The 16,651-nt window shown below is 65.5% G+C and carries 14 protein-coding genes; 10 read left to right on the top strand and 4 right to left on the bottom strand.

From position 1 onward, the window contains the following. Positions 1 to 360 precede the first annotated feature (360 nt). Entirely contained in the window at positions 361 to 1,434 is a 1,074-nt protein-coding gene (locus ACODSM_RS12015) for an MBL fold metallo-hydrolase (RefSeq protein ID WP_488805408.1), read from the bottom strand. Positions 1,435 to 1,559: 125 nt separating this feature from the next. Here ACODSM_RS12015 and ACODSM_RS12010 point away from each other — a divergent pair, with 125 nt between their 5' ends. The 9 genes from ACODSM_RS12010 (at position 1,560) to ACODSM_RS11970 (ending at position 10,555) form a co-directional block, all read left to right on the top strand. Next, a complete protein-coding gene (locus tag ACODSM_RS12010; protein WP_015015787.1) occupies positions 1,560 to 1,955 on the top strand; it encodes a MerR family transcriptional regulator in 396 nt (131 codons plus the stop codon). A 42-nt stretch (positions 1,956 to 1,997) separates the two neighbouring features. Next, complete coding sequence (locus tag ACODSM_RS12005; RefSeq protein ID WP_488805407.1) at positions 1,998 to 2,459, top strand: PaaI family thioesterase; 462 nt, start codon at positions 1,998 to 2,000, stop codon at positions 2,457 to 2,459. 40 nt (positions 2,460 to 2,499) lie between these two features. Further along, positions 2,500 to 3,690: an isovaleryl-CoA dehydrogenase gene (locus ACODSM_RS12000; RefSeq protein ID WP_099729197.1), complete on the top strand. Its 1,191-nt coding sequence runs from the start codon at positions 2,500 to 2,502 to the stop codon at positions 3,688 to 3,690. 37 nt (positions 3,691 to 3,727) lie between these two features. Further along, entirely contained in the window at positions 3,728 to 4,387 is a 660-nt protein-coding gene (gene can / locus ACODSM_RS11995) for a carbonate dehydratase (RefSeq protein ID WP_110960356.1), read from the top strand. Between the two features lie 56 nt (positions 4,388 to 4,443). Beyond that, positions 4,444 to 6,249: a bifunctional isocitrate dehydrogenase kinase/phosphatase gene (aceK, locus tag ACODSM_RS11990; RefSeq protein WP_488805406.1), complete on the top strand. Its 1,806-nt coding sequence runs from the start codon at positions 4,444 to 4,446 to the stop codon at positions 6,247 to 6,249. Positions 6,250 to 6,315: 66 nt separating this feature from the next. Next, positions 6,316 to 7,503: an acetyl-CoA C-acyltransferase gene (locus ACODSM_RS11985; protein ID WP_015015782.1), complete on the top strand. Its 1,188-nt coding sequence runs from the start codon at positions 6,316 to 6,318 to the stop codon at positions 7,501 to 7,503. A 49-nt stretch (positions 7,504 to 7,552) separates the two neighbouring features. Beyond that, positions 7,553 to 8,632: a DUF695 domain-containing protein gene (locus tag ACODSM_RS11980; RefSeq protein WP_488805405.1), complete on the top strand. Its 1,080-nt coding sequence runs from the start codon at positions 7,553 to 7,555 to the stop codon at positions 8,630 to 8,632. A gap of 84 nt (positions 8,633 to 8,716) precedes the next feature. After that, the gene (locus tag ACODSM_RS11975; protein ID WP_056639048.1) at positions 8,717 to 9,385 is read left to right on the top strand and encodes an SDR family oxidoreductase; all 669 of its coding nucleotides are present in this window, start codon (positions 8,717 to 8,719) and stop codon (positions 9,383 to 9,385) included. 39 nt (positions 9,386 to 9,424) lie between these two features. Further along, positions 9,425 to 10,555 carry an acyl-CoA dehydrogenase family protein gene (locus tag ACODSM_RS11970; protein WP_252661182.1) on the top strand — a complete coding sequence of 377 codons (1,131 nt, stop codon included), beginning with the start codon at positions 9,425 to 9,427 and terminating at the stop codon, positions 10,553 to 10,555. A 226-nt stretch (positions 10,556 to 10,781) separates the two neighbouring features. Here ACODSM_RS11970 and ACODSM_RS11965 read toward each other — a convergent pair whose 3' ends face one another. The 3 genes from ACODSM_RS11965 to ACODSM_RS11955 all read right to left on the bottom strand — a co-directional run bounded on the left by ACODSM_RS11965 (position 10,782) and on the right by ACODSM_RS11955 (position 15,319). After that, on the bottom strand, positions 10,782 to 11,969 hold the full coding sequence (locus ACODSM_RS11965) for a hypothetical protein (RefSeq protein WP_488805404.1): 1,188 nt from the start codon (positions 11,967 to 11,969) through the stop codon (positions 10,782 to 10,784). A 144-nt stretch (positions 11,970 to 12,113) separates the two neighbouring features. Continuing rightward, entirely contained in the window at positions 12,114 to 14,669 is a 2,556-nt protein-coding gene (locus ACODSM_RS11960) for an ATP-binding protein (protein WP_488805403.1), read from the bottom strand. After that, positions 14,669 to 15,319 (bottom strand): LuxR C-terminal-related transcriptional regulator, encoded by a 651-nt coding sequence (locus tag ACODSM_RS11955; protein ID WP_043565694.1) that lies wholly within the window; start codon positions 15,317 to 15,319, stop codon positions 14,669 to 14,671. Before ACODSM_RS11955 ends, ACODSM_RS11960 begins: the two co-directional genes overlap by 1 nt. Positions 15,320 to 15,499: 180 nt before the next feature. Between ACODSM_RS11955 and ACODSM_RS11950 the strand changes: the two genes are divergently transcribed. Further along, entirely contained in the window at positions 15,500 to 16,576 is a 1,077-nt protein-coding gene (locus tag ACODSM_RS11950) for a hypothetical protein (protein WP_209817873.1), read from the top strand. The last annotated feature ends 75 nt before the right edge of the window (positions 16,577 to 16,651 follow it).

The raw sequence follows: 16,651 nt of genomic DNA, 5'->3' as shown, positions 1-16,651 counted from the left end.
TTCCCGTGTGAAAGTAGGTCATCGTCAGGCTCTTACAGCCCAGAAAACCCCAGTCAGATATGACTGGGGTTTTTTGCTTTGCAGACATCGAAAACGCGCCAACAGCAATAGGTGCTAATCAGCACCAAGGGGGACGCGGTCTAGTCGGTCGACCTCTACCTAATTAGACCGACTGAAGAGCCCAAATATGTCAAGCTACCCGGGGGTGAAGCTCTGGATCATTTGGTTTGGGCTACCTCGCGTTGTCCATTGAATTAGGGCAGGTCTTTCAATCAGCGCTGATCCGAATTGAAGGTCCTGCCCCTGTCTCTATCCGACACTCGACGAACGCATGCGACGCGCTTGTAGCGATATTTGTTTCTAGCTGGCCGCGCGAAATCTTTGAACACTACCCGGGTCGAGAAAACGCTCCAACTTCCCCTCCATCCACAGATAGTGCAGATGCGCCAAGGCCTCTCCCATAGCAAAAGTCATTTGATGGGTGTCTAGCTTGCGCTTAAAAAGAATCGCCAAGGTGTCCGCAGCACTCAGGGCGTGATCACGTGCCGCCTGCAGTATTTCCTCAAGTCGCTCCCGGTGATGGTCTTGGAGTTGTGCGATGCGCGTAGCCAAGCCTGTGAATGGTTTGCCATGTGATGGCAGTACCAACGTGCTCTCCGGAAGGTCAAGATAGCGCAGCAGGGAGTCTAAAAACAACTGCAGCGGGTTGGCCTCGGGCTCACTGGCATGGACACTGACATTGGTTGATATGCGCGGCAGCACCATGTCTCCGCTGATCAGTGTGGTGAACTCAGCGCAAAACAATGCCATGTGCTCCGGTGCGTGGCCATAGCCGCTGATGCAGCGCCAAGCGCGACCACCGATATTGAGGATGTCTCCATCCATGAGTCGGTGAAAACGGGTCGGCAAGGCGGGGACCAAGGTTGGAAAATACGATGCACGACCGCGTATATGGGCCAGAAAAGACGGGTCTTGCGCACCGTGCAACGCATAAAAATCCGCCCCCGCTTCCCCGCCAAACCCCTGTGGGTCATAGACAGCGACGCGTGCCACGTTGTAATCGGTGGCACTGATCCACAGGCGCACATTCCAGCGCTCGCACAGCCAGTGCGCCAGCCCGATATGGTCTGGATGCATGTGGGTCACGATGACGCGCAGGATGGGTAGTCCGTCCAGGCAGTTCGCAAAGACCTGCTCCCACTGGGCGCGGGTTGCAGCGCTGTCGATGCAGCAATCCACGATGGTCCACCCGTCTACCAGCGCGCCGTCTGCATTTGGCTGTCGATCGCGCAACAGCCACAGATTGATGTGATCCAGCGCAAAGGGTAGGCCCATGCGGACCCAGCGCACTCCAGGTGCGACTTCCAGGGTAGCGCCCTCGGCGGGGAGCGCGTCGCCGAACGGGTAGTGGATCTGGTGTTCGAGTAGATTCATGGAGGCAGTGTGATGGGTTAGCATTGACGTTAACGTAAACGTCATGCACTCGATGCATTGTAGAGAGCAGTCGCCATACGACTGTCTCCTGTGCGAACCCAATAGCGCTGCGTGCAGCACCCACCATGGCCAATACTTACACCATCAGTGACCTCGCCAAAGAGTTCGATCTCACCACCCGGGCGATCCGTTTTTATGAAGACATGGGCTTGTTGCAGCCAGAGCGCACCGGTGCAGCAGGTCGCAACCGGGTTTACAGCGCACGCGACCGCACGCGGCTGCGCTTGACGCTGCGGGCCAAGCGCCTGGGGCTGTCTCTCACCGAGGCCAAGGAGATCATCGATCTCTATGACAGCCCCCGTGACACCGGCGTACAGCTCCGCAAGTTCCTGGACGTGCTGGTGGTTCATCGCAAACAGCTCGAAGAGCAAATGGCCGATTTGCAGGCCAATCTGGAAGAGGTGCGGGAGCACGAAGAAGAGGCGCGGTCGCTATTGGCCAAGGTAGAAAAGCAAAATTGATTCATAATTGACGTTTACGTAAACGTAAATCAGGAGACTGCAGTGAGCACGCCCCCCTTTGAGCCGCGTTGCATCGACTTTGCCGACCGCGTGCGCGATAGCTTCGCGCGGCAGGGGGCCATGCATACGCTTGGCGCATCGCTCGGGTTGGTGGCGCCGGGTGCTGTGGACATTGAACTTCCCTGGGCGGCCGCGCTGACCCAGCAGCATGGTTTTCTCCATGCGGGTATGGTGTCCACGGCACTGGATTCGGCCTGCGGATATGCCGGTTTCACTCTCATGGCGGCCGATGCCGCTGTGCTCACCATCGAATTCAAGATCAATCTGCTGGCCCCAGCCAAAGGCGAGCGGTTCCGCATGGAAGGGCGGGTGCTGAAGCCCGGCCGCACCATCACCGTCTGTGAGGGCCGCGCCTTTGCCATCGACGGCAACCAAGAAAAGCTGATCGCCACCATGGGCTGCACCCTGATGGCGGTGACCGGACGCGACACCATCCAGGGCTGAGCCCTGCCCATTCCCCACCTTTTACGAGGAGACAAACCCGATGAGCATTCCTGCCAACCTTCCCGGCCTCAACTTCCAGCTGGGCGAAGACATTGACGCCCTGCGCGACGCCGTGCGTGACTTTGCACAGGCCGAAATCGCGCCACGCGCGGCCGAGATCGACCGCAACGACCAGTTCCCCATGGACCTGTGGCGCAAGATGGGCGACCTGGGCGTGCTGGGTATCACGGTGCCCGAGCAATATGGTGGCGCCGCCATGGGCTACCTGGCCCACATGGTCGCCATGGAAGAAATCTCGCGCGCCAGCGCATCGGTGGGCCTGTCCTACGGCGCGCACAGCAACCTTTGCGTGAACCAGATCAACCGCAACGGCAACGAGGCCCAAAAGGCCAAGTACCTGCCCAAGCTCATCAGCGGCGAGCATGTAGGCGCGCTGGCCATGAGCGAGCCCGGCGCAGGCTCCGACGTGATCAGCATGAAGCTCAAGGCCGAGGACAAGGGCGGCTACTACCTGCTCAACGGCAGCAAGATGTGGATCACCAACGGCCCCGACGCAGACACGCTGGTGGTCTACGCCAAGACCGAGCCTGAAATGGGCGCACGCGGCGTCACGGCATTCCTCATCGAGAAGGGCATGAAGGGCTTCTCCATCGCCCAAAAGCTCGACAAGCTGGGCATGCGCGGCAGCCACACGGGTGAGCTGGTGTTCCAGGACGTAGAAGTGCCCGCAGAGAACGTGCTGGGCGGTGTGAACAACGGTGCCAAGGTGCTGATGAGTGGCCTGGATTACGAACGCGCCGTGCTCACCGGCGGGCCGCTGGGCATCATGCAGTCGGTCATGGACAACGTGATCCCTTACATTCACGACCGCAAGCAGTTCGGCCAAAGCATCGGCGAATTCCAGCTCATCCAGGGTAAGGTGGCCGACATGTACACCGTGCTGCAGGCGGGGCGCTCGTTTGCCTACACAGTGGCCAAAAACCTCGACATGCTCGGTACTGACCACGTGCGCCAGGTCCGCAAGGACTGCGCCAGTGTGATTCTGTGGTGTGCCGAAAAGGCCACCTGGATGGCGGGTGAAGGCGTGCAGATCTATGGTGGCAATGGCTACATCAACGAGTATCCGCTGGGCCGCCTCTGGCGCGATGCCAAGCTGTACGAGATTGGCGCGGGCACCAGCGAGATCCGCCGCATGCTGATCGGCCGCGAGCTGTTTGCCGAAACCTGCTGACCTCTCCGTAACGCCAACCTTTCACTGCAAGGACCCCATGCCCTCCTCCATCGACGACCTGTTTGTTCACAACCGCGCCTGGGCGGCCCAGATGGAGCGGGAGCGGCCAGGCTTCTTCACCAGTCTATTGGCGCAGCAGAAGCCCAAGTACATGTGGATCGGCTGCTCCGACAGCCGCGTGCCCGCCAACCAGATCACCGGGCTGGAGCCGGGCGAAGTGTTCGTGCACCGCAATGTGGCCAACGTGGTGGTGCCCACGGACCTCAACTGCCTGTCCACCATCCAGTATGCGGTGGACCAGTTGCAGGTGGAGCACCTGATGGTGGTGGGCCACTACGGCTGCGGCGGCGTGCTCGCCGCGCTGCAGGGCACGCGCGTCGGTCTGGCCGACAACTGGATCCGCCATGTGACCGATGTGCGCGACCGCCACCGCGACCTGATCGCCGCCACCGCACCCGAGTGGCGCCATGACGTGCTGTGCGAGCTGAACGCCATCGAACAGGTGGTGAACATCGCCCAGACCACCGTCATGCTGGACGCCTGGGGTCGGGGCCAGAAGGTGACCCTGCATGGCTGGTGTTACGGGCTCAAGGACGGGCTCATCAACAACCTGCACATGTCGGTGGACAGCACCGAAGGCCTGGAGTCGCTGTACAAGGCAGCGATTGCCGGCGTGGCCGCCACCCGGCGGCAGTAAGCAGGGCGGCCCTGCCCACGCATGCGACAGTTGCGCTGACAAGGATGCCTGCCACCATGTTCCCGCAACGCCTGGATGCCCCCCAGGCCTATGGCATTGCCAAGGCCATGATGGACGGCTTCAACCGGCACTACCGGCTGTTCCGCACCGAGTCCGCGCGGGCCAAGCACCGCTTTGAAACCGCCGACTGGCATGGCCAGCAGCGGGCGCAGCGCGAGCGCATCGAGTTCTACGACCTGCGGGTGAAGGAATGCGTGCGCCGCCTGGAGAAAGAGTTCGAGGCGGGCGCGCAGCCCATGGACGTCTGGCACCAGGTCAAGCTGCATTACATCGGCTTGCTGGTGAACCACCACCAGCCCGAGCTGGCCGAGACCTTCTTCAACTCGGTCACCACCAAGATCCTGCACCGCACGCATTTCCACAACGACTTCATCTTTGTGCGGCCTGCGGTCAGCACCGAATACATCGAGAACGACGAGCCCGCCGCGCGGCCCACCTACCGCGCCTACTACCCCACACGCGAGACGCTGGGCGACACCTTCCAGGCTATCGTCGAGAACTTCCAACTCCAGCGCGAGTTTGCCGACCTCCCACGCGACACGGCCTGTGTGGTGGCCGCCATGCGCGGCCGGCTCGACAAGGTGCGGCTGCGCACCAATTTCCAGATCCAGGTGCTCACCAGCCTGTTCTTCCGCAACAAGGGCGCGTATGTGGTGGGCAAGATCATCAACGGCTTCCACGAGGTGCCGTTTGCGCTGCCCATCCTGCATGACGACAGCGGCAGGTTGTACATCGACGCCGCCCTGTTTGGCGAAGACGACATGCAGATGCTGTTCAGCTTCGCCCGCGCCTACTTCATGGTGGACATGGAGGTGCCCAGCGCCTATGTGCAGTTCTTGCGCAGCCTCATGCCGCGCAAGCCGCGCGCCGAGATCTACAACGCCCTGGGCCTGGCCAAGCAGGGCAAGACGCTGTTCTACCGCGACTTTCTGTACCACCTCAAGCATTCCAGCGACCAGTTCCGCATTGCGCCCGGCATCAAGGGCATGGTGATGCTCGTGTTCGATCTGCCGAGCTTTCCGTTCGTCTTCAAGCTCATCAAGGACTACTTTCCGCACCAGAAGGAAACCACACGCGAGCAGATCAAGGCCAAGTACCTGCTGGTCAAGCAGCACGACCGCGTGGGCCGCATGGCCGACACGCTGGAGTACAGCGAGGTGGCCTTTCCGCGCGATCGGTTCGACGACGCGCTGATTGCCGAGATCGAGAAGTTTGCCCCCAGCCAGCTCGAAATCAGCGACCGCGATGGCGACGGCCAGACCGAGGTGATCATCAAGCACCTGTACATCGAGCGGCGCATGATCCCGCTCAACATCTACCTGCAGGAAGCGTTTGACACCGGCCTCTCAGACCCCCGCGCGCGCCAGCAGATGGAGCACAGCGTCATCGAATACGGCAACGCCATCAAGGACCTCGTGGCCGCCAACATCTTCCCCGGAGACATGCTGTGGAAGAACTTCGGCGTCACGCGCAACGGCAAGGTTGTGTTCTATGACTACGACGAGATCGAGTACCTCACCGACTGCAACTTCCGCCGCGTGCCCACGCCGCGCAATGAGGAAGAAGAGATGAGCGGCGAGATCTGGTACAGCGTGGGCCCGCGCGATGTATTCCCTGAAACCTTCGGCCCCTTCCTGCTGGGCAACGACGCCGTGCGCGAGGTCTTCATGCAGCATCACGCCGATTTGCTCGACGCCGCGTTCTGGCAGTCGCACAAAGAGCGCATCCAGGCCGGCCAGATGCTCGATGTGTTCCCTTACGACCCGGAGCGGCGCTTTGCGCAGCGCGCGGCGGCGGGCTGAGCGCCCGCCAAGCCCCAATTGTCACCCACCACTTTTCCTCTGACCCTTACCCAGGAGACCTTCACCATGTCCATCCAAGACCCCATCGTCATCGTCGGCGCCGCACGCACCCCCATGGGCTCGCTGCAGGGCGACTTCTCCAGCCTGGCTGCGCACGACCTGGGCGGTGCGGCCATCAAGGCCGCCATCGAGCGCGCCGGTGTCTCTCCCGACGCGGTGGGCGAAGTGCTGTTCGGCAACTGCCTGATGGCCGGCCAGGGCCAGGCGCCCGCGCGCCAGGCGGCCTTCAAGGGCGGCCTGCCCAAGGGTGCAGGCGCGGTCACGCTCAGCAAGATGTGCGGCTCCGGCATGAAGGCCGCGATGATGGCGCACGACATGCTGTTGGCCGGCACGCACGATGTGATGGTGGCGGGCGGCATGGAGAGCATGACCAACGCCCCCTACCTGCTGCAAAAAGGCCGTGGGGGCTACCGCCTGGGCCACGACCGCATCTTTGACCACATGATGCTCGACGGCCTGGAAGATGCCTACGAAGCAGGCCGCAGCATGGGCACTTTTGGTGAAGATTGCGCTGCCAAGTACCAGTTCACCCGCGAGCAGCAAGACGCGTTTGCTACCGCCAGCGTGCAGCGCGCCAAGGCGGCCACCGAATCCGGCGCGTTCGCGGCCGAGATCGTGCCCGTGACCGTGAAGGACCGCAGCGGCGAGCGCGTGGTGTCCGTGGACGAAGGCCCCGGCAAGGTCAAGCTCGAAAAGATCGCCACGCTCAAGCCCGCGTTCAAGAAAGACGGCACCATCACTGCGGCGTCGAGCTCCAGCATCAACGACGGCGCGGCCGCGCTGGTGATGATGCGCGAGTCCACCGCCAAGAAGCTGGGCGCCAAGCCCCTGGCCCGCATCGTGAGCCACGCCACGCACGCGCAAGAGCCCGAATGGTTCGCTACTGCCCCGCTGGGCGCCACGCAAAAGGCACTGGCCAAGGCCGGCTGGCAAGTGGGTGACGTGCAGCTGTGGGAGATCAACGAAGCCTTTGCCGTGGTGCCCATGGCGCTGATGAAGGAGCTGGATCTGCCCCACGACAAGGTCAACGTGAACGGCGGCGCCTGCGCGCTGGGCCACCCCATTGGCGCCAGCGGCGCGCGCATCATGGTCACGCTGATCCACGCCCTCAAGGCGCGCGGCCTGACCAAGGGCCTGGCCACGCTGTGCATCGGCGGTGGCGAGGCCACGGCCGTCGCGCTGGAACTCGTCTGAGGCCACAGGCTGGAGATGGGATGATCCCCGACTTTGTACAAGGACCGCGATGACCACTCCCTCTCCCGCCATCGGCGCCTTCTGGCGCGCGTTTTCTGATGCCCAGGCATCGCTCCAGGCCCTGCCGCTGCGCGAGCGCGTGGGGGCGGCCAATGCGCTGATCGATCAACACCTGGAAGGCCTGGCGCTGGAGATGTCCGGTGACGATGCTGATGCGGTGGTGAACCTCATTGTCACGGCCCACGGCAGCATCGAACGGTTTCCGCTGGTGGCGCAGGTGGTGGCGGCCGCACCCGCGCTGCCGCACTACCGCGTGCGTGCGTTCCGCGAGCGCACCACGCAGCCGGACTTTCCCATCGGCATGGAAGGCTTCGAGCTGTCCACCGCCGAAGTGCTGGTGGCGCTGGAACAGGACGGCGGGCAGGCGGCGCTGGAGATCCGCTTTGGCCGCGAGATTCCCAGCGACTACCAGGACCACGCGCGCAACATGGCGTTCATCATGCTCGACCACGTGCTGGGCGAATTTGACTTTGCCGTGAAGGTGGGCGCGGTGGACTTTGTGGGCGCGCCGGACGATGCCCACACCCCCTGGGTGCCGCTGAGCCAGCTGCCCCCGGTGTTCGACCGCTACTGGACCGAGACCCTGGGCCACACCGGCCACTTCCCTACAGGCGAGGCCGAGTGGGACGGGCTGGAGCTGCAGTTTGACTGCCCCATCGACGAAGACGGCAACGAGCTGCCACCCGACGACATCGACAGCGAAGACGCGCCCCAGACCGGCGTGGTCATGGTCAACACCAGCGCCAACGCGGTGGCCATGCGCGCCGACCTGGCCTACGCCCTGACCGTGGACCTGGCCGTGCCCGACAGCGACACCCTGACCGCCGTGCAAGACCTGCAGGACCAGGCCGCCACCGTGCTGCAAGTGCCGCAGCTGGGCATTCTGGTGCTGACGCTGATGCGCGCGGGGCGCCGACAAGCGCTGTACTACGTGAGCGACGAACAGTTGGCCAAGCAGGCGCTGGCGCCCTTGCTGCTGCGCGACGAGGCGGCATCGCTGGAGCTGAAGGTGGCGTACGACCCCGCGTGGTCGGGCTATTTCGAGTACGCCGGCTACCTGTCTGCCTGAACGTGCGGTGTTGTCTCGATCGCTCCTGAATTGATAGCTGCTAACGCATGATGTACTAACGCTTGCGGCACATTGGGCTTGAAAATGAACTCAATACTCGTGATCGGCGCGTCCCGGGGCATCGGCCTGGAGCTGGTGCGCCAGTACACCGACGCCGGGCGCCGCGTGATCGCCACCGTGCGCGACGACGCTGGCCGCGAACGCGTGCTGGCGCTGGGCGCCGAGGCGCTCACCGTCGATGTGGCCAACCCCGCCAGCGTGAGCGGCCTTGCATGGCAGCTCGACGGCGAAAAGCTGGACCTGGCGCTCTATGTGGCCGGCGTCATCCGCCGCCCCAACGCGCTCACCCCGCCCACGCAGCAAGACTTTGATGCCGTCATGCACACCAACGTGCTGGGTGCCATGCAGGCCATTCCGCAGGTGGCGCCCCTGGTGGCGGATGCGGGCGGCGTGTTTGCGTTTCTGTCCTCGTCCATGTCGCAGATCGGCAGCGTGCCCAATAGCGGCTCGTGGCTATACCGCACCAGCAAGGCCGCGCTGAACATGGCCGTGGCCGCCGCACAGCACGACTACCCTGGCGCCACGCTGGTCACCATCGACCCCGGCTGGGTGCAGACCGACATGGGCGGCGGCGGTGCGCCGCTGACGGTGGAAGACAGCGTGCGCGGCCTGCGCAGCACGCTGGCCAGCGTGACCGCTGCCGACAAGGGCCGCCTGCTGCACCACGATGGCCGCCGCGCTGCCCATTGGTGAGCTTTTTGAATTTCTGAACAACGACTCTGGAGACAACCCATGCTGCTGACCCAAGACCAGGAAATGATCCGCGACGCGGTGCGCGACTTTGCGCAGACCGAGCTGTGGCCGAACGCCGCGCGCTGGGACAAGGAACACCACTTCCCCAAAGAGGCCCATCAAGGCTTGGCCGCCTTGGGCGCCTACGGCATCTGCGTGCCCGAAGAGTTCGGCGGTGCCAACTTGGACTACCTCACGCTTGCGCTGGTGCTCGAAGAGATCGCTGCCGGTGATGGCGGCACCAGCACCGCCATCAGCGTGACCAACTGCCCCGTCAACGCCATCCTCATGCGCTACGGCAACGCGCAGCAAAAACGCGACTGGCTCACGCCGCTGGCGCGTGGCGAGATGCTGGGCGCGTTCTGCCTGACCGAGCCGCATGTGGGCTCCGACGCCTCGGCACTCAGGACGACAGCCGTGAAGCAGGGCGACGAATACGTGATCAACGGCGTCAAGCAGTTCATCACCAGCGGCAAGAACGGCCATGTGGCCATCGTGATCGCCGTCACCGACAAGGGCGCGGGCAAGAAGGGCATGAGCGCCTTCCTGGTGCCTACCAGCAACCCCGGCTATGTGGTCGCTCGGCTGGAAGACAAACTGGGCCAGCACAGCAGCGACACGGCGCAGATCAACTTTGACAACTGCCGCATCCCGGCCGAGAACCTGATTGGTGCCGAAGGTGAGGGCTACAAGATCGCCCTGGGCGCACTCGAAGGCGGGCGCATCGGCATCGCCGCCCAAAGCGTGGGCATGGCGCGCAGCGCGTTTGATGCGGCGCTGGCGTATTCCAAAGAGCGCGAGAGCTTCGGCACCGCCATCTTCAACCACCAGGCCGTGGGCTTTCGCTTGGCCGACTGCGCTACGCAGATCGAGGCGGCACGCCAGCTCATCTGGCACGCCGCCGCGCTGCGCGATGCGGGCAAGCCCTGCCTGAAGGAAGCCGCCATGGCCAAGCTGTTTGCCAGCGAGATGGCCGAGCGTGTGTGCAGCGCCGCCATCCAGACGCTGGGCGGGTATGGCGTGGTCAACGACTTCCCGGTGGAGCGCATCTACCGCGACGTGCGCGTGTGCCAGATCTACGAAGGCACGAGCGACGTGCAGAAGATCATCATCCAGCGCGCGCTGGCCTGAGAGGCTGAGAGTCTTTGATCCATGTCCGCCTTGCACGCCAAAACGCCGCGGCTCTTCGTTGCAAATGCTCGCCATAGCCCGAGCTATGGCTGTGCTTTGCGCCTCGATCCGAGGCGTTTTGGCGCGCCTTTCAGGCTTGGCTCAAAAACTTTCAGCCTCTGAGCCTGCGCGCCACGGTGCCCGACCTGCGGTGTGTAGGAGGCCTTTCGGGCGCGGTCCACAACGCTCAGCCCCTGAGGCGTAACTCGCGCTCCAGCAGCGCGAGCCGCTCGGGCTCGGCGTGGTGCCGGGCCACCGGCTGCACACTGCTAAACACGTTGCGCCCCATTTCCGCGCGCCCGCTCCAGGCCAAGGCCAGTGCGTAGTCGCAGGTGCACACGGCCAGTGAGGGCCAGGCGCCCGGGGCCTTGCGCACCAGCCCCAGAAATTGCTCACACGCCTTGCCCAGGTGGCTGGCAGCCTCGCTTGCCCGGGCCGGGTCGCGCAGCGCAATCATGCCCCGCACCCAGTCGATGAATGCTTGCCCGTGGGGGGGCAGCATGGCGGGCTGCAGGGTGTCCACGAGGCGCTGCGCTTCGTCGGTGTGGCCCGCGCGGGCCTCGCTCAGGGCCAGGTCCAGCTGCAAAGTGGGCTCTCCCGGCCGCTGCGCCCTCAGGTCGCGCAGGCGCGCAGTAAAGCCCGCATGGTCGCCCGTGGCCAGGGGCAGGGTGTAGATGCGGGCCAAGAATTCGTTGTCGTCTGCCGGACGCATGGGGTGGACACGCAAGCGCAGGATGGCGGCGTCCACCCCTTCGGCTCGCGCCTCGAACCAGGCCATGCGCACGGCGGCGTCCCAGGCGGGCTGCCGCAAAAACGCATGCCGTTCGGCTGAACGGGTCAGCCGCTGGGCCAGCACGTCCAGACGAGGCAGGTCGCCCGTGGCGTGCGCGTGCAGCATCTGCAGGTACATGCGCTGAAACCGGTGCATGTAGGCAAACACCCCCAGCGGCGCTAGCATGGCCAGTACCAATATCCCCTGCACCCATGGGCTCCACTGGCGCCACACGGCCAGCGCCACCAGGGCTGCGCACACCAGCAGCCAGGTGCGGTTGTTGCGCAGCAGCTGCCGCAGCGTGGTCCACAGGCCGGGGTTCTCCTGGGCTTCGATCTGGTCGCGCGCCAGCTGGCGCAGCGCCTTCACGTCCAGGGTGCCCAGTGCGTCGTCCGCCATTTCGGTCATCGCACGGGCATACAGCCCGGAGGTGTGCAGCTGCACGTGGGTTAGTGGCGGCTGCTGCAGCGCGGCAATGGCCTGCATGGCTTCTTCGGCCGTCTGGGCATGCACGAAGCCCTCGGTGGGGCGGCCTTGCGCGTCCTGCGCCTGGTACAGCCAGCGGGGCTGGCCGGGCGGTGGGGTGGTCCCGGTGGTGGTCATGGTGTGGCTCCCTCCTCATGTGACTTGCCAGCGTGTCGGTGTCGCCGGTCGATGGCTGCGGATGGTAGGGGGGTTGGGGATTGCTGCGTGCAGCGGGCAGACGGGCGGTGCACCGCTGGCGGACGGCCGGTGCTGTGGAAGGGCTTATTGGAAAGGCACGGGGTGCTGTTCCCGCTGGCTTTTGCCATGAGCCAGCCACTGCACCAGCACCGCATGCAGCTCTGCAGGGTTCACAGGCTTGCGCAGCACCAGGTAGCCTTCGTCCTCGGCATCCCGCAAGGCGGGCGCGTCGAATTCGCCGCTGACCATCGCGCCCCGGGCGGAAGGGCAGCTTGCCAGCAGCGTGCGCAGGATGTCAAAGCCGCTCTCGCCCGAGCGCAGCCGCTGGTCGCAGAAGATGGCATCTGGCACCAGCCCTTCGTCGAGAAGGCCATGGGCTTCGACCCCGGTGGTGGCATAGGCTGCCGCCACGCCCCAGGCTTCGAGCATGGCGCGCCAGGCCTTGAGCACCTGGGGGTCATCGTCCAGCACCAGGCATTGGCCCTGCAGCGGTCGGCTCGCCACAGCCTGGTGGTGCGTTGCGGCAGAGGTGGTGGGCGCGCCTGCATCGGTGGCCACATGGGCTGGCAGCCGCAGCCAGAAGCGCGAACCCCGCCCCGCCAGCGAGTGCACACCGTAGGCCGCCCCCAACTGCTCGGCACAGCGCGCCACCACGGCCAAACCCAGGCCGTGCCCCGCGTCGTCCATCTGGTCGGCCCGCGATCCCCGGTAGTAGGGGCTGAACACCCGGGCCTGATCGGCCGGGGCAATGCCAATGCCCGTGTCCCGCACCTCCACCAGCCAGCCGCCGCCGCGTGCGCGGGCACTCACCAGCACCTTGCCCTGCGGCGTGTAGCGGATGGCGTTCTGCACCAGGTTCGCCAACGCCTGGCGCAGCAGCACCGGCTCGGCCCAGACGGTGGCGCCACGGCGCGGCAGCCGCAGCCGCAGGGTCAGGCCGCCCAGGCTGGCCTGCTCGCGGAACAGCCGCACCACATCTGCCAGCAGCGCGCCGAGGTCCACGGCGGTTTTGTGGCCCAGTGGCTGCCCCGACTCCAGGCGCGACAGGTCCAGCAGCGCATTGAACAGCTGGCTCATGGCCTGCATGCTGGCGCGCAGATCGGCCACCAGCGGACGCAGGACCGGGTCGGTATTGCGCAGGCTGATCGCCTCCACCATGAGGGACATGGCGTGCACGGGCTGGCGCAGGTCATGGCTGGCGGTGGCGAGGAACATGTTTTTCTCAGTCAGGGCGCTTTCTGCCTGTCCCCGGGCGGCGGCCAGGGCCTCGTTGGCCGTGCGCGTGCGGCGGTACAGCCAGAAGCTGGCGCCCGCCGCGAGCAGTGCCAGGGCCACAGCCGCCGCCAGTCCTATCTGCTGCATGCGGCGCACGCGCAGCTCGGCATCCTGCACCCGGTTGGCCTGCGCCAGCTGATCGATCTGGCGCTGGCGCTCAGCGCTGTCAAAGCGCTCCTGCAAGGTCGCCACGGCCTGGTCGCGCTCGGTATGGAACAGCTCCTTGGCCAGCGCCTGCTGCTTGCGGGTGGTGGCCATGGCTTCGCGGTACAGGCCCGCTTGTTCATACATGCGCGACAGCTCGCCCAGCAGCTGTTCTTCCATGGGCAGGGAGCCCGCTTCGTGCACAAACCGGATGCCCGCCTCCACCTCGTGCACACCGGCCGCAATGCGGCCCTGCCCCATGAGCGCAAAGCCCAGGTTGGCCTGGGCCAGTGCGGCACCATTCAATTCGTGTGCGTCGCGGTAGGCGGCCAGCGCCTCGCGCATCACAGGCTCCGCCTCCGCATACGCCTTGCGCTGCAGCAGGACGTCGCCCAGGTTGTTCAGCGCCGTGGCCTGGAGCCCGGCCAGCCCTCCTGCGCGCGCAATCTGCAGCGCTTGGCGGTATGCCGCTATGGCCGTGTCGAGGTCGCCCTGCACGTTTTCGACGTTACCCCGGTGCAGGTGCAGCCAGCCCAGCGCTTGCCGGGCATCCAGCTTCTCGGCCAGGGGCAGCGCCTCGCGGATGGTTTGCAGCGCCCGCTCCGGGTTCTTCATGTCGAAATGCAGCAGCTCCAGATGCGTGCGCGACCGCAGCTCTGCCGTGGCCGCCTGGCGAGGCAGCGTGCGCGACAGCTCCAGGCTGCGCAGCAGCTGGGCCAGTGCCTCTTCAAACTGCCCGTTGCCGCTGTGCAGCGCGCCCAGCGTCAGGTGGTACAGCCAGCGCACCCAGGGGTCGCCTACGGTCTCGGCCCCGGCCGCGACTTGCGCCAGCGCCGCCAGCCCCGCACGTGTCTTGCCCGCCACGGCCAGTTGCCGGGCCTCAAAGGCAGCGGCCAGCACCTGCGAGGACATGTCGTTCGACGTGGATGCCAGCGCCTTCAGTTGCGCGATGGCCTCCGTCACCACGGGGGCCTGCCCGGTCTCGAAGGCCGCGTCTGCCAGCGCGGCGTAGTAGGTGCGCCGGGTATCGACATGCGCCGCGCGGGCAAAGCGTGGGGCTGCCGCCTGCAGTGCCTGCACGGTCTCCGCGCTGTTGCGCTGCGACAGGGTCTGCAGGCGGTCCAGCTCGGCCAGGTCCTGGGACGGTGTCTGCGCGCTTGCGGACAGAGCTCCGAACAGGCCCAGCGCAGTGGCCAGCACCCAGGGCCGCAAAAGGCGCATCAGGACAGCTCCAGCCGCCGCCCACGCAGCAGGGTGATGGCCTCCACCCGTGTGCGCACGCGCAGCCGCTCCAGGATGCCCGTCACGTGCTCCTTCACGGTGCTCTCTGCAATGTCGAGCTGCGACGCAATGCGCTTGTTGGGCAGGCCTTGCAGCACCAGCGCAAGGATCTGTCCCTGGCGTGCAGACAGGCCCAACTCTGCCGGTGTCACCGGCAGGTCGCGGCTGCGCGGCGGCTGGCTGCCGATCTGGCCGGGCTCAAACCACACCAGGCCGCCCAGCAAGGCTTCCACCGCCAGGCCAAAGGTGTCGGGTGCGGCCTGCTTGTGGATGAAGCCCTGGGCGCCCGCCTGCCGGGCCTGCGCCATCACCGCAGGGTCATCGTCGCCGCTGATCACCGCAATGGGGGTGCCCGGGCAGTGCGCGCGCACCTGCGCGATCAGGCCCAGCGCCGAGCCCTCGGCCAGCCAGAAATCAACCAGCACGATGGCCGGTGTGCCCCGCGTGCCCACCCAGCGAAGCAGGTCGTCCGCGCCGGAGGCCACCACCACGTCCATCTGCGGCATGCGGGCACGCAGAAATTCGGCCATGCCGTGTGCCACCAGCGGATGGTCGTCGAGGATGAGCGCGTAAGGAGAGGAAGGAGACATGCGGGGGGGGCGGGGAGGCAGCCCGGCGGGCGGCCCATACCGAAAGGTATGCCTGCGGGCAAATTCTGCCAAGTGTTCAGCAGGATGGACGGCGCGCAAACCCTACCAGCGTAGGGTTTCGCATGGGAGGGGGTGCTGCACAGAATCCGCGCTCCATTCACCATCACGAGGTTTCTGTTCATGACACGACAAGCCAGCGCAACGGGTGCCGGGCGCACCTGGCACCCCGCACGACCTATCTTCCGCTGGGCCCCCCTGGGCCTGGCTGCCGCCTTGCTGGCGGGCTGCGGCGGCGGTGATGACAACAACGGCACGCCGCCGCCCAGTGCGGGTGCATTCAGCATCGGCGGCGCGGTCAGTGGTCTGGGTGCTGGCAAGACAGTGACGTTGCAGAACGCCGGCAAGGACGACCTGACGGTGAACGCCAATGGCAACTTCGTGTTCGCCACGCGCCTGGACAACGGCATTGCCTATGCCGTCACAGTCAAGACCCAGCCCAGCGGTCAGCGCTGCACCGTGACGGAAGGCACTGGCACGGCCACCGCCAATGTGAGCACCGTGCAGGTGCGCTGCGAGAACCTGGCGGCGGCCACCTATACCGTGGGCGGCTCGGTCAGCGGCCTGGCGGGCGGCACCGTGGTGCTGCAGAACAACGGGCGCGACGACCTGTCGGTTGCCAGCAACGGCGGCTTCACCTTCGGCACAGCGCTGGCGGGTGGCACGGCCTACGCCATCACGGTGCGCACACAGCCTTCGGGCCAGAGCTGCACGGTGCGCAACGGTACGGGCACGGTGGGATCGGCCAACGTGAGTACGGTGGACGTGAGCTGCGCGACCGCTGCGCAGGGGCTGCCGGAGGGTGACTGGAAGCAGGGCCAGTGTTCCGTGGTGCGGCCTGGTGTGTGGGGGCGCGTGCTTTGGCGCATTGCCCGACAAAGCGATACCCGGGCAACGGCCGCACAAGGCGTCATGACCTATGCGACGGCCGACTGCTCGGGCCAGGGCACGATCGCGGGGCCGCTTACCGATCTGGGCGTGTTCAACTTCGACCGCAGCGGAAGCACGGCAAGCGCCACAGCTTTCTGGAGCACCTGGGTGACGCCGTCGGGCATCACGTCGCGCTCTGTGTGGACTCGCAAGGGTGCCTATCTGTGCGTGTTCGGAGACAGTACCCCCACGGTATTTCCTACGGCAGCCAGTGCAGAGGCTTACGCAGACCTCATCATTGCCAACAAGGCCTGCTACACGCAGAACTGATGGTGCTTGGGCGCTTCCTGGCAAGGGGGCTGCCCTATCGCCCATCGCGTTCGATGTCTGCGCCGTGTGTGGAAA

This window comes from Acidovorax sp. FG42, from assembly GCF_057809195.1.
Note: the sequence above shows the minus strand (reverse complement) of the source record. Positions and strands in the feature narration are given on the sequence as shown.

Coding starts and splice junctions, on each gene's coding strand:
- ACODSM_RS12015 (WP_488805408.1), bottom strand. CDS start 1,434: ATGAATCTACTCGAACACCAGATCCACTACCCGTTCGGCGACGCGCTC.
- ACODSM_RS12010 (WP_015015787.1), top strand. CDS start 1,560: ATGGCCAATACTTACACCATCAGTGACCTCGCCAAAGAGTTCGATCTC.
- ACODSM_RS12000 (WP_099729197.1), top strand. CDS start 2,500: ATGAGCATTCCTGCCAACCTTCCCGGCCTCAACTTCCAGCTGGGCGAA.
- can (WP_110960356.1), top strand. CDS start 3,728: ATGCCCTCCTCCATCGACGACCTGTTTGTTCACAACCGCGCCTGGGCG.
- aceK (WP_488805406.1), top strand. CDS start 4,444: ATGTTCCCGCAACGCCTGGATGCCCCCCAGGCCTATGGCATTGCCAAG.
- ACODSM_RS11985 (WP_015015782.1), top strand. CDS start 6,316: ATGTCCATCCAAGACCCCATCGTCATCGTCGGCGCCGCACGCACCCCC.
- ACODSM_RS11980 (WP_488805405.1), top strand. CDS start 7,553: ATGACCACTCCCTCTCCCGCCATCGGCGCCTTCTGGCGCGCGTTTTCT.
- ACODSM_RS11975 (WP_056639048.1), top strand. CDS start 8,717: ATGAACTCAATACTCGTGATCGGCGCGTCCCGGGGCATCGGCCTGGAG.
- ACODSM_RS11970 (WP_252661182.1), top strand. CDS start 9,425: ATGCTGCTGACCCAAGACCAGGAAATGATCCGCGACGCGGTGCGCGAC.
- ACODSM_RS11965 (WP_488805404.1), bottom strand. CDS start 11,969: ATGACCACCACCGGGACCACCCCACCGCCCGGCCAGCCCCGCTGGCTG.
- ACODSM_RS11960 (WP_488805403.1), bottom strand. CDS start 14,669: ATGCGCCTTTTGCGGCCCTGGGTGCTGGCCACTGCGCTGGGCCTGTTC.
- ACODSM_RS11955 (WP_043565694.1), bottom strand. CDS start 15,319: ATGTCTCCTTCCTCTCCTTACGCGCTCATCCTCGACGACCATCCGCTG.
- ACODSM_RS11950 (WP_209817873.1), top strand. CDS start 15,500: ATGACACGACAAGCCAGCGCAACGGGTGCCGGGCGCACCTGGCACCCC.